General features: G+C 62.4%; 10 protein-coding genes. 2 read left to right on the top strand and 8 right to left on the bottom strand.

Annotated features, from left to right (window positions below; genetic code table 11):
• Positions 1 to 224: 224 nt before the first annotated feature.
• On the bottom strand, positions 225 to 1,265 hold the full coding sequence (locus ACYAS9_RS21390) for a zinc-dependent alcohol dehydrogenase family protein (protein WP_463570308.1): 1,041 nt from the start codon (positions 1,263 to 1,265) through the stop codon (positions 225 to 227).
• Positions 1,266 to 1,401: 136 nt separating this feature from the next.
• On the opposite strand from ACYAS9_RS21390, the gene ACYAS9_RS21385 reads away from it, so the two are divergent.
• Positions 1,402 to 1,884 (top strand): Lrp/AsnC family transcriptional regulator, encoded by a 483-nt coding sequence (locus ACYAS9_RS21385; protein WP_463570307.1) that lies wholly within the window; start codon positions 1,402 to 1,404, stop codon positions 1,882 to 1,884.
• Between the two features lie 7 nt (positions 1,885 to 1,891).
• Here ACYAS9_RS21385 and ACYAS9_RS21380 read toward each other — a convergent pair whose 3' ends face one another.
• Together ACYAS9_RS21380 and ACYAS9_RS21375 are read right to left on the bottom strand one after the other, a co-directional pair.
• Positions 1,892 to 3,214 carry an MFS transporter gene (locus ACYAS9_RS21380; RefSeq protein WP_463570306.1) on the bottom strand — a complete coding sequence of 441 codons (1,323 nt, stop codon included), beginning with the start codon at positions 3,212 to 3,214 and terminating at the stop codon, positions 1,892 to 1,894.
• A gap of 43 nt (positions 3,215 to 3,257) precedes the next feature.
• A complete protein-coding gene (locus tag ACYAS9_RS21375) occupies positions 3,258 to 4,031 on the bottom strand; it encodes an SDR family NAD(P)-dependent oxidoreductase (protein ID WP_463570305.1) in 774 nt (257 codons plus the stop codon).
• A 144-nt stretch (positions 4,032 to 4,175) separates the two neighbouring features.
• Between ACYAS9_RS21375 and ACYAS9_RS21370 the strand changes: the two genes are divergently transcribed.
• Complete coding sequence (locus tag ACYAS9_RS21370; protein WP_463570304.1) at positions 4,176 to 5,066, top strand: LysR family transcriptional regulator; 891 nt, start codon at positions 4,176 to 4,178, stop codon at positions 5,064 to 5,066.
• A gap of 422 nt (positions 5,067 to 5,488) precedes the next feature.
• Here the strand turns inward: ACYAS9_RS21370 and ACYAS9_RS21365 are convergent, their stop codons facing one another.
• The 5 genes from ACYAS9_RS21365 to ACYAS9_RS21345 form a co-directional block, all read right to left on the bottom strand.
• Positions 5,489 to 7,078 carry an aldehyde dehydrogenase (NADP(+)) gene (locus tag ACYAS9_RS21365; RefSeq protein ID WP_463570303.1) on the bottom strand — a complete coding sequence of 530 codons (1,590 nt, stop codon included), beginning with the start codon at positions 7,076 to 7,078 and terminating at the stop codon, positions 5,489 to 5,491.
• Positions 7,079 to 7,133: 55 nt separating this feature from the next.
• A complete protein-coding gene (locus ACYAS9_RS21360) occupies positions 7,134 to 8,309 on the bottom strand; it encodes an L-rhamnonate dehydratase (protein WP_463570302.1) in 1,176 nt (391 codons plus the stop codon).
• A 34-nt stretch (positions 8,310 to 8,343) separates the two neighbouring features.
• Complete coding sequence (locus ACYAS9_RS21355) at positions 8,344 to 9,669, bottom strand: MFS transporter (RefSeq protein ID WP_463570301.1); 1,326 nt, start codon at positions 9,667 to 9,669, stop codon at positions 8,344 to 8,346.
• A 259-nt stretch (positions 9,670 to 9,928) separates the two neighbouring features.
• Positions 9,929 to 10,933 carry a 4-hydroxythreonine-4-phosphate dehydrogenase PdxA gene (locus ACYAS9_RS21350; protein ID WP_463570300.1) on the bottom strand — a complete coding sequence of 335 codons (1,005 nt, stop codon included), beginning with the start codon at positions 10,931 to 10,933 and terminating at the stop codon, positions 9,929 to 9,931.
• Positions 10,930 to 11,904 (bottom strand): amidohydrolase family protein, encoded by a 975-nt coding sequence (locus tag ACYAS9_RS21345; RefSeq protein ID WP_463570299.1) that lies wholly within the window; start codon positions 11,902 to 11,904, stop codon positions 10,930 to 10,932. The genes ACYAS9_RS21350 and ACYAS9_RS21345 overlap by 4 nt, the downstream gene beginning before the upstream one ends.

Here is an 11,904-nt window from a genome sequence, read left to right as displayed (position 1 = left end):
CGCCACTCCATCGGGCCGCGCCGATGGGCCGTCCCTGGCCCAGCGGCGCTGGCTCGGCATCCATGCCTCGCTCCCCGACTCCGTGTCGCCTGCACTCGGCCTTGCGCCCAAGTCGCGTTCTGCGGCGCCTGTCACATTTGCGTAGAAGATCAAGATCAAGATCAAGATCAAAAGCTCTTGCTCTGCTTTTAATGCGCGACAGCCCCTGGCGCTCTTCCTGAGCCTCAGAACGCTGTAACGACCGTCACCCCCGCCGTTTCAAACCGGTCCATGTTCACCAGGGCATCGATGGACTGTTCCAGGCTGATGGTTTTGCCCACCAGTTTTTCCGGCGCCAGCTTGCCCGAGGTGATCATTTCGATCATCGCGCCGTAGCGGTGCGCCTGCATGCCGTGGCTGCCGACGATTTCCAGTTCATGCCCGATGACTTTGCTCATGGGAATGGCCGGTGTGCTGTGGTCGGCCAGCATCAGGCCCACTTGCACATGCCGGCCACGCCGGCGCAGGTTGCTGATGGAGTTGAAACAGGTGGTCGGGTGCCCCAGCGCGTCGAGTGACACATGCGCGCCGCCCTGGGTGATTTCCTGCACGGCCTCGACCACGCTGGCGACCTGGCTGGCATTGATGGTCGCCACCGCGCCCAATGAACGTGCCAGTGCCAGCTTGTCTTCGGCAATGTCGATGGCGATGACATTGGCGCCGACCGCCTGGGCGATCATCACCGCCGACAGGCCCACGCCACCACAACCGTGCACCGCCACCCACTGCCCGGCGCTGACCCGACCCTGGTCCACCACCGCGCGGAACGAGGTGACAAAGCGGCAGCCCAGGCTGGCTGCGGTCGCGTAATCCATGTTCTCCGGCAGCGCCACCAGGTTCAGGTCCGCCTGATGTATGCCGACGTATTGCGCAAACGAGCCCCAATGGGTGAAGCCCGGCTGGAACTGCGTGTGGCAGACCTGCTGGTTGCCGCTGTTGCATTCAGGGCACGCACCGCAGCCGCCCACGAACGGCACGGTGATGCGGTCGCCCACGTTCCACTTTCTGACGTCCGAGCCTGTGGCGACCACTACGCCCGCCAGTTCATGGCCGGGCACATGCGGCAACTGGATGTCCGGGTCATGACCTTTCCAGCCATGCCAGTCGCTGCGGCACACGCCGGTACCCAGCACCTGAACGACGACGCCGTGACGTTCGGGCGTGGGGTCATCCACGGTCATCAAGCTGGGTGGCTGGGAAAAGGCTTCGTAGACAACAGCTTTCATGGGGGTCACCTCTGTCTGGAAAACGCCCTGAAAATTATGAATGAGCGGTCTGAAATTACTTTGCAGAATGCAATTGACGCTTCACGAAAAATGAAATTAGGCTTCAGGAAACACTTAATACAAGCAGGATTCTTTCATGAGCACCGCCCTGGATAAGCTGGACATTGCAATTGCCGAACGCCTGCAACGCGACGGCAGGCTGTCGAATGTGAAGCTCGCCGAGCAACTGGCGCTCAGCGAGGCGTCCTGCTGGCGCCGGCAAAAGCGCCTTGAAGAAAGCGGCATCATCGAGGGCTATCAGGCGGTATTGAATCGCAAGCAACTAGGCATTGGCGTCATGGCGTTCGTGCAGATCTCCTGCCATGAGCACAGCGAAGAAGCGACAGCGATTTTCGAGCGGATCATCGAGTCGGCCCCGCAAGTGCTCAGTTGCCACAACACCACTGGCGAGGCGGATTATCTGCTGCAAGTGGTCGCCAAGGACCTGGACGGCTACAGCCGCTTTGTCGAGAAAGTGCTGCGCAAGCTGCCGGGTGTTTCCAGCATTCGCTCCAACCTTTCGTTGCGCGAGCTGAAAACAACCAACAGATTGCCGGTGAGAGAATTGCTCAGCATTTAAACCAGGCTCAGGCGCGCTTGCCTATCTTCACCCACGCCATCAACACGGCTGAAGACAGCACGCCGACGGTCATGAAGATATACGCCGCGCCCGGATTGCCGGTCAGGCCGATCAGGTGGCCGACGATCCACGAGCCGACAAAGGCGCCCAGTGCGCCACAAGCGTTGATCAGACCAATTGCGCCGCCGAACACATTGGCCGGCAGGATCTCCGGGATCAGCGCGAAGAACGGTCCATAAGGCGCATACAGTGCGGCGCCGGCCACGGTCAGCAAGGCAAACGACAGCCAGAAATGGCTCGACCCCAGCAGGTACGAGCAGAAGAACGCCAACGCGCCCAACGCCAGCAGCGGCCAGACAAAGTGTTTGCGCTGTTGGGTCTTGTCGGAGGCCCACGACAACAGCAGCATGGTCGCCACCGCCGCGACATACGGCACCGCGCTCAACCAGCCCACCGTGACGATGTCGGCAGCCGCGGCCTGCTTGATGATGGTCGGCAGCCACATGATGAAGCCGTACACGCCGATGCTCCACAGTGCATGCACGCAGCACAGCTGGATCACCACCGGGCTGGTAAAGGCCTGGCGGTAATTGCGCACCGCCTTGATGCCCTTCTGCTCCTCGGCCAGCACGCTGGCCAGACGGCTTTTCTCGGCATCGGTCAGCCAGGTCACCTGGTCGGGTTTGTCGCGTGCCAGGCGCCACCAGACAAAGGCCCACAACACCGCCGGTGCGCCTTCGATGATGAACATTTCACGCCAGCCCCAGGCCTGGATCAGATAGCCCGAGAGCACCGACATCCACAGCACGGTGACCGGGTTGCCCAGCACCAGAAAGGTGTTGGCGCGCGAGCGTTCCTTGCGGGTGAACCAGTTGCTGATGAAGATCAGCATCGCCGGCATCACCGCCGCCTCGACGATGCCCAGCGACACCCGGATGAACATCAGCATCGGGATGTTGGTGACCATGCCGGTGGCCATGGCGCACAGGCCCCAGAGAATCAGGCTCCAGAACACCAGTTTGCGCACGCTGTATTTCTGCGCATAAATCGCCCCCGGCACCTGAAAGAAAAAGTAGCCAAGAAAAAACAGCGCACCGATCAGCGACGAGGTGCTCTTGGTGATGCCCAGGTCCTGCTCGATGCCGGCCGCACTGGCAAACCCATAGTTGGCGCGGTCCAGATACGCCAGGCTGTAGGTGATGAAAATCAGCGGAATCAGGTACAGCCAGCGCTTGGTCGCAAAGCCCTTGGTCAAGGCTGGCGCAGCGGCGTTGTGCTCGGTGGGCGGCGCCGAGGCATGTTTGAGAGAGGCATGTTTGAGAGTCGTCATGGATTACCCCTGTTGTTGTTGTTTTCAGGAATGGGAAAAGAATTCAGACCACGCTGGTCATGCCGCCGTCGACGAGCAGCGTCTGGCCGTTGATGAAGTCGGAAGCCGGGCTGGCGAGAAACACCGCGGCGCCACACAGCTCCTCGACCCGCCCCCAGCGTCCGGCCGGCGTGCGCTTGCACAACCATTCGGAGAACGCCTGGTCGTCGACCAGCGCCTGGTTCATTTCGGTGGCGAAGTAACCGGGGGCCAGGCCGTTGGCCTGAATGCCGTGGCGCGCCCATTCGGCGCACATGCCCTTGGTAAGCATTTTCACCGCGCCCTTGGAGGCGGCATACGGCGCAATCGAGGGCCGCGCCAGCTCGCTCTGCACCGAGCAGATGTTGATGATCTTGCCGCGCCCGCGCTTGAGCATGTGCCGGGCCACGGCCTGGGACACATGGAATACGCCGTCCAGATTGACCTTCATGATGTCGTGCCAGTCGCTGGCAGCAAACTCATCCAGCGGCGCACGGCGCTGGATACCGGCGTTGTTGACCAGAATGTCGATGGCACCGATGCGCGCCTCGAAGGTGTCGATCGCGTCGAATAACTGTGCGCGATCGGTGACATCGAAAGCGGCGATTGCCGTGTTGATGCCCTCCTCGCGCAGTTGCTCGGCCACCTGTTGTGCCTTGTCTGCATTGCGATGATTGATCACCACCGTGGCACCGGCAGCGCCCAGCCCGCGCGCCAGCTCCAGGCCAATGCCGCGACAGGAACCGGTGATCAGGGCACGACGCCCGTGCAATTGAAAACTATCGAGGGTGAATGCCATGCTGTTGTTCTCCACGCCATTGAAGTGGCAATGCCTTTGCCGCCACTTCAACCCAGCGTGGGAATCACGTCCAATCGTCATTGCTGATCCCGTGATCAAAATCCATGATCAGTGTTTTTCAACCCTTCACTGCCGAGCCTCCGAATGGAAATCAAACACCTGCGCTCGTTCGTCGTCCTCGCCCAAGAGCTGCATTTTGGCCGTGCCGCGCAACGGCTGGCGATTGTGCAGCCGGCCTTGAGCATGCAGATCAAGCTGCTGGAAGAGGAACTGGGCGTGCGCCTGTTCGAACGCAACCGGCATTCGGTGGCCTTGACCGCCGTGGGCGTGCTGTTTCTGCCTGAAGCCCAGGCGACCCTGCACCAGGCCGCGCATGCCGCCGATGTGGCCAGGGCCGGTGGGCGTGGTGAAATCGGTCGTGTGCGTTTGGGATTTGTGTCCTCGGTGCTGGCCGAATTGTTGCCGACGCTGATCCGCACCGTGCATGAACGCTTTCCGCGCATCGAACTGGAACTCAAGGACATGCCCGGCCCGGATCAGGCGGCGGCCTTGAAACAGGGTCAACTGGATTTTGGCCTGATGCGCCTGCCGGCCAGTTACCCCGGCATCCAGACGCTGGCGATGCTGCAGGAAAGCGTGGTGATTGCCCTGCCCCACGACCACCCGTTGGCGGCAAGCAGCACCTTGCAGCCCGCAGACCTGGCGCAATGGCCGCTGCTGGTGCTCGCCCGGCGTTATGCGCCGGGGTTTCATGATGAACTTATGCAGGCGCTAAGAAACCATGACGCGCCGCTGATCATCGCCTCCGAACTTGGCGAGTTCACCACCATGCTGGCGCTGGTATCGGCAGGCCTGGGCATTGGCCTGCTGCCCGCCAACGCCGCACGCGCGCTGCCGGGCAACGTGGTCGCCAGGCCCTTGCTGCTCGGCGATTACCGCGCAACGACAGGACTGGCCTGGGTTGAACTGGACAGCGCAGTGAAAATCACGGTGTTCAACTTGCTCAACGAACAAGCCGACTCAGCACAACCGTAGGAGCGAGGCGGATGGCCGCCCCTTCAAGCTCGCGAAAGGGCTTGCACAGGCGACAGATTTTCCGCCTGACACAACGCCTTCGCGAGCTGGCGCTCGCTCCTACGGATCTTGGGCTGGCCTTGATAGTCAGTACGACACAAACTCCGCAGGAACGAGGCGGATGGCCGCCCCCTTAGCTCGCGAAAGGGCCTGCACAGGCGACAGATTTTCCGCCTGACACGACGCCTTCGCGAGCTGGCGCTCGCTCCCACGGATCTTGGGCTGGCCTTGATAGTCAGTACGACAAAAATTCTGTAGGAGCGAGGCGGATGGCCGCCCCCTTAGCTCGCGATTGAGTGCGAAGCGCTCACAAGAATCGGCGAAACGCTGAAACTTCACGACGGCTAACGCAGCCGGTCGTCCGAGTGCTTGCCGCGGTGTCGTCAGGCCTCTTCTGTCTGGCCATCCACCAGCCGCCGAATCCCCAGCGGGTTGGCGTCCTTGAGAGCCTCGGGCAGCAGGTCATCCGGGTAGTTCTGGAAGCACAACGGGCGCAGGAAGCGCTCGATGGCCAGCGAGCCCACCGAGGTGCCGCGCGCGTCGGAGGTCGCAGGATACGGCCCGCCATGCACCATCGCATCGCAGACTTCGACGCCGGTCGGGTAGCCGTTGAGCAGAATACGGCCGACCTTTTCCTGCAACGCTTCCAGCAGCCAGGCATGGCTGGCCAGTTCCTGTTGTTCGCCAATCACCGTGGCGGTGAGCTGGCCGTTGAGGCCATCGAGTGCCTGGCGCAGCATCGCCTGATCGTCGAGTTCGACCACCACCGTGGCCGGGCCGAAGACTTCTTCCTGCAATACCTCATCGCCCTCCAGCAGCAGTCGCGCCTGGGCCTGGAACAATTGCGCGCAGGCTTTATTGCCCTGTTGCGCCTGCCCGGCCAGATGCGTGATGCCCGGATGCTCGTGCAGGCGTTGCAGGCCCTGCTCGTAACTGGCCAGCGTGCCTGCGTTGAGCATGCTTTGCGGCGTCTGATCGGCAAGTTTGGCGCCCAGTTGCGCAATAAAGGCGCTGAACGCTGCGCTGCGCACACCGATGACCAGGCCTGGACTGGTGCAGAACTGGCCACAGCCGAGGGCGACAGAGCCGGCCAATTCAGCGGCAATGCGCTCACCGTGCAGGCTCAGCGCCTCGGGCAACAGGAACACCGGGTTGATGCTCGACATTTCGGCGAACACCGGAATCGGCCGTGGTCGCTGCGCCGCCAGTTGGCTCAAGGCATTGCCGCCCTTGAGCGAGCCGGTAAAACCGACCGCCTGAATCGCCGGATGGCTGACCAGCCATTGGCCGACGCCGCCGCCATAGATCATGTTGAACACGCCCGCCGGCATGCCGGTGCGTTCGGCAGCGCGAAGGATGGCTTCGGCCACCCGTTCGGCGGTTGCCATGTGCCCGCTGTGCGCCTTGAACACCACCGGGCAGCCGGCCGCCAGTGCCGAGGCGGTGTCGCCGCCCGCGGTGGAAAAGGCCAGTGGAAAATTGCTCGCACCGAACACCGCGACCGGGCCAACGCCGATGCGGTACTGGCGCAGGTCTGGCCGGGGCAGTGGCTGGCGTTGCGGCAAGGCGCGGTCGATCCGCGCACCATAAAAATCACCGCGGCGCAGCACCTTGGCAAACAGGCGCATCTGGCCGCTGGTGCGCGCCCGTTCGCCTTGAATGCGCGCAGTGGGCAAGGCAGTTTCAGCGCACACCAGATCGATGAACGTGCTGTCGAGTGCGTCCAGTTCATCGGCGATGCTGTCGAGAAACTGCGCACGCTGCTCGGCCGGCAGGTTACGGAAAATCGGGTAGGCCGTTTGCGCCGCACGCGCGGCGGCGTCGACCTCGGCTTCGGTGGCTTGCACAAAAGGATGAGCCAGCGGCTCGCCGCTGCTGGCCGCCACGCTGTGCAGCAAGACCGAGCCTTGTGCGCTGCGTTGCCCGTCGATGAATTGTCCGCCGATGAAGTTGTGTCCATTATTCGATGACATGAAAACCCCTTTAGCCAGGACGCCGCCCACTGCGGGCGACGTCGACAGGCGTTGATCACTCGATGATGTTGAATTCGCTCAGGTACTCATCGGAGATTTCCAGGCCCAGGCCGGGCGTGTTGTCGTCGAGCTGGATAAAGCCGTTGACCGGTTGCGGCTCGCCCTTGAACACGTAGTAGAACAGCTCGTTGCCGACCTCGACGTCGAACACCGGGAAGAACTCGGCCATCGGCGAAGCGGTGGTCGACATGGTCAGGTGGTAGTTGTGCATCTGCCCGGCATGCGGGATGACCGGCACCGACCAGGCCTCGGCCAAAGCGTTGATCTTGCGCGCAGCGGTAATGCCGCCGACGCGGTTGGTGTCGTACTGGATCACGTCGACGGCGCGGCGCTCCAGCAGGTCCTTGAAGCCATACGAGGTGAACTCGTGCTCACCGCCGGAGATCGGCATGATGCCCATCTTCTTGAGTTCGGCGTAGCCCTCGATGTCGTCGGCAATCACCGGCTCTTCCAGCCAGCGCGGCTCGAATTCGGCCAGTTTCGGCAACATGCGCCGGGCGTATTCCAGGGTCCAGCCCATGTAGCATTCGAGCATGATGTCGACGTCGGGGCCAGCCAGTTCACGCAGCGCACGGACCTGCTCGATGTTGCGGCGCATGCCGGCCGGGCCGTCCTTGGGGCCGTAGCCGAAACGCATTTTCAGCGCGTTGAAACCCTGGTTCAGGTAGCCCTGGGCTTCTTCAAGGAACAGGTCGATATTGTCGTTGGCATACAGCTTGGAGGCGTAGGTCCAGATCTTCTCTTTGGTACGCCCGCCCAGCAGTTTGAACACCGGCTTGTTGACCGCCTTGCCCATGATGTCCCAGACCGCGATGTCGATGGCCGAGATGGCCGCCATGCCGATGCCTTTGCGGCCCCAGGCGTGACTTTGGCGGTACATTTTCTGCCAGATGTATTCGTTGTCGAACGGGTCTTCACCGATGGCGATCGGCGCCAGATAGGTGTCGATGATCTCTTTGGCGACCCGTGGCGCCAGGGCGCAGTTGCCGATGCCGACGATGCCGGTGTCGGTTTCGACTTCCACCACCAGCCAGCCGTGGAAACGGAACGAGCCCATGGCGTCGCCACGCTCGAACAGGATGTCGCTGGCATTGGTGCAAAAATGCGCCTGTGGCGGAACGACCTTGCCTTTCCACTCGAATACACGGGTACGAATCGCTTTGATTTTCATGCGTCAGGTTTCCTTTTCTAGTGCTTGTTTTAAGTCAGCCGACTTGAGCGGGTTGCGGCTGCGGGGAAGAGGTTCCGGCGTCCTGGCGATTGAGCCGCGCCAGCAGGATGGCGCCGATGATGCCGACCGCCGCCAGGGCGAACATGCCGGCCCGTGGATCGGCGAACTGGGTTTCCATGACCGTCTTGAGGTTCGGCGCCACAAAGCCGCCCAGGTTGCCGATGGAGTTGATCAGGGCAATGCCGCCGGCCGCGGCCGCACCGCTGAGGTAGCTGGTGGGAATGGTCCAGAACAGCGGCTGCACGGCGACGAATCCGGCGGCGGCAAAGCAGAACGCCAACACCACCGGCACCATGCTCGAACCCAATGCCGAGGCGGCAATGCCCAGCGCCGCCATGCCGAGCATGCACACCGCCAGGCGCTGATGCTGGCCGGTGCGGTCGGCGTAACGGGTGATCAGGCGAGTGACGATGAGCGCACAGACCCACGGAATCGCGGTGATCAGACCGACGCTCAGGCCGATGTGCCCGTCGAGCAGCCCGGCGATGCGGGTCGGCAGATAAAACACCACGCCGTAGACGCTCATCTGCACGGTGAAATAGGCCAGGCAGAATTTCAGCACGCGACGGTTACGCAACGCGCTGAGGAACGAATGCGGGCTGCTCTGCTGTTTGCGCGCATCTTCTTGGGCCAGCGCGGTTTGCAGCGCCTGTTTTTCCTCGCTGCTCAACCAGCGGGCTTCGGATGGGCGATTGACCAGGTAGAAGTAGGCGACAACCCCGACCACCGAGGCCATCAGGCCCTCGACCACGAACAGCCACTGCCAGTTTTTCAGGCCGAACACACCGTGAAATTCCAGCAGCCAGCCCGACAGCGGGCTGCCGAGCACCAGCGCCAGCGGCAAGCCGAAATAGAACAGGCCCAGCGCCTGACCACGGCTCTGCGCCGGGAACCAGTAGGTGAGGTACAGGATGATGCCGGGGAAGAAACCGGCCTCGGCGACACCGAGCAAAAAGCGCAGTGCGTAGAAGGTGTAGGCGTCGTGGGCAAACATCATCGCCGCCGACACCAGCCCCCAGGTGACCATGATCCGGCACAGCCAGACCTTGGCGCCGAGCTTGTGCAGCATGTAGTTGCTGGGCACCTCGAAGAAGGCATAACCGATAAAGAAGATGCTTGCGCCAAACGCGAACGCCGCATCGCCCAGCCCGGTGTCGGCCAATAGCGCAGCCTTGGCAAAACCCACGTTGGAACGATCAATGAACGCCAGGATGTACATGAGGATCAGGAAGGGCATCAGCCGCAGGCGGCTCTTGCCGATGGCGCGTTCGAGCGCCGGTACAGTAGCGGAGTGTTCCATCAGAAGTGTTCCTTTTGCCGATGTGTCCCTGCGGTGGAGGGACGGGCTTTTTGTAGTTGTTGTCGACGAATCGATGGGCTGATTTAGCCAGTTACGGGGATGAGCGGCTAATCACTTATCCATATCCAGTGATAGCCACAGGTAATGGCTGGGCGGGGATGTTTGCTGAAGGAGTTATAGGAAGGCATAAAAAAACCGCATGACGTGCAGAGCACGGCATGCGGCAAAAGATAGCTGTTTAAAACGGTGTGCAGCCTGATCAGGCGTTGTTGCGCCCCATCCGGCAGGCGATCTCGAAGGCCTGGCGAATCGCGCCAGGGTTGGCCTTGCCCTGCCCTGCGATGTCGAATGCCGTGCCATGCGCCGGCGTGGTGATCGGGATCGGCAGGCCGCCCTGCACCGTGACGCCACGCGAGAAGCCCATCAGTTTGATCGCGATCTGGCCCTGGTCGTGGTACATGGTCACCACCGCGTCGAAGGCGCTGGCATCGCCTTGCACCTTGAGAAAGATGGTATCGCCCGGATACGGCCCGTCGGCGGCGATGCCCTTGGCCTGCGCGGTGCGCACCGCCGGGGCGATGATGTCGATTTCTTCGCGACCGAACGAGCCGTTGTCGCCGTTGTGCGGGTTGAGGCCGCACACGCCGATGCGCGGTTTGCTCAGGCCGTTGCGCTTGAGCGCGGTGTCGATCAGTTCGATGGCTTGCACCACCTTGTCGTGACTGAGCAGGCTTGGCACCGAGGCCAGCGAGACGTGCGAGGTCACCCGCGAAGTCCAGAGGTTGTCCAGCACGTTGAATTCACAGAACGGCCCGTCAAAACCCAGCTGCTCGGCGAACCAGTGCAGCTCGTCGCTGTGGTCCATGCCGGCCATGTGCAACGAGGTCTTGTTCAGTGGCCCGAACAGCACCGCATCGGTGTTTTTCTCGGCGGTCAGTTTCAGGGCAATCTCGAAGGTATCCAGGCAATAGCGGCCGCCCTTGGCGCTGGCTTCGCTGCGCACGAACTCGCCCTCGGTGTCGCCGCGATAGTTGAAGAACAACGGCGTGTCGTCGCTGAAGTCGAGGTTGTCCACCGAGCTGACGTGGCGATAGGGAAACTCGACGCCGGCGATGCGCATGCCGCGCTGCATCTCGGCCTCGTCGCCGATCAGGATGACCTGCGCCTGGCTGCGCGCCTGGGGTTCGGACAGAAGACGAGCGATCAGTTCAGGACCGATGCCGGCCGGGTCTCCCAGGACCATCGCGATGCGGGGCTTGCTCATAATTGACTCCTCAGGGTTTGTTCAGGCCACGCTTGCTCGGTGGCTGTCTGTTCGGTGGCTGTAGGTTCGCAACGGTAGATGCGCCGTGCCGTGCTGTAGAACAGCCGCTGCTGATCGGCGTGCGGCAAATGCCGGACGATCTGTTTGAAGCCGGTGTAGATGTCGTCGAACGAGCCGCACAGGCTGTCGACCGGAAAGTTGCTGGCAAACATGGCCCGCTCGCTGCCGAACATGGCGATGATTTCGCTGACGATCCAGGCGTTGTCTTGCGCGCGCCAGGCCTTGCCGCGCTGGCCCAGGCCGGAAATTTTCACCACCACATTGGGCTGTTCGGCGAATCGCGACATTGCTGCATGCCAGCCTGCCAGGCCTTGTTCGCTACGGTCGGCCGGCAGTCCTGCATGGTTGAGAATCAGCGTGGTCTGTGGGAAATCACGCGCCAGCCGCTCGGCTTCGGGCAGGTTCCACCACGGGGTCTGCAAATCAAAGTTCAGGCCCAGGCCATGCAGCGCGGCAAAGCCGTGGCGCCAGCGTTCGTCACTCATCAGGCTGCGGCACTGGCCGACCTGCGCCGGCGACTCGGGGCCGCCCGGTTTGTGCCGCACACTGCGCACGCTGGGGAACGCCGCCTGCTCGGCCAGCAAGCCGAGCGCTTCGGGGTGGTCGAGCCAGGCTTGCGCGACCACCGCGTCCGGCACGCCATAGCGGCTGCGCAGTTGCTCGACGAAACGGGTTTCGCCCACTGGATCGTTGGGGTCCCATTCGGTTTCGACATACACCGTTTGCACCACATCGTGACCGGCGGCGTCGGCGAAATATTCAGGCGGCAGATAGCGGCGCTTGATGGCCGAGTAATCGCCGTAGCGAAAGGCGATGTTCGCCTCGGGCGCCAGCCAGGGATGGTAGTTGGTCTGCGGGTCCCAGAAGTGGTGATGGGCATCGACGATGGGGCCGCTCCAAAGCTCATTCAT

The organism is Pseudomonas sp. HP_08, assembly GCF_055284095.1.
Note: the sequence above shows the minus strand (reverse complement) of the source record. Positions and strands in the feature narration are given on the sequence as shown.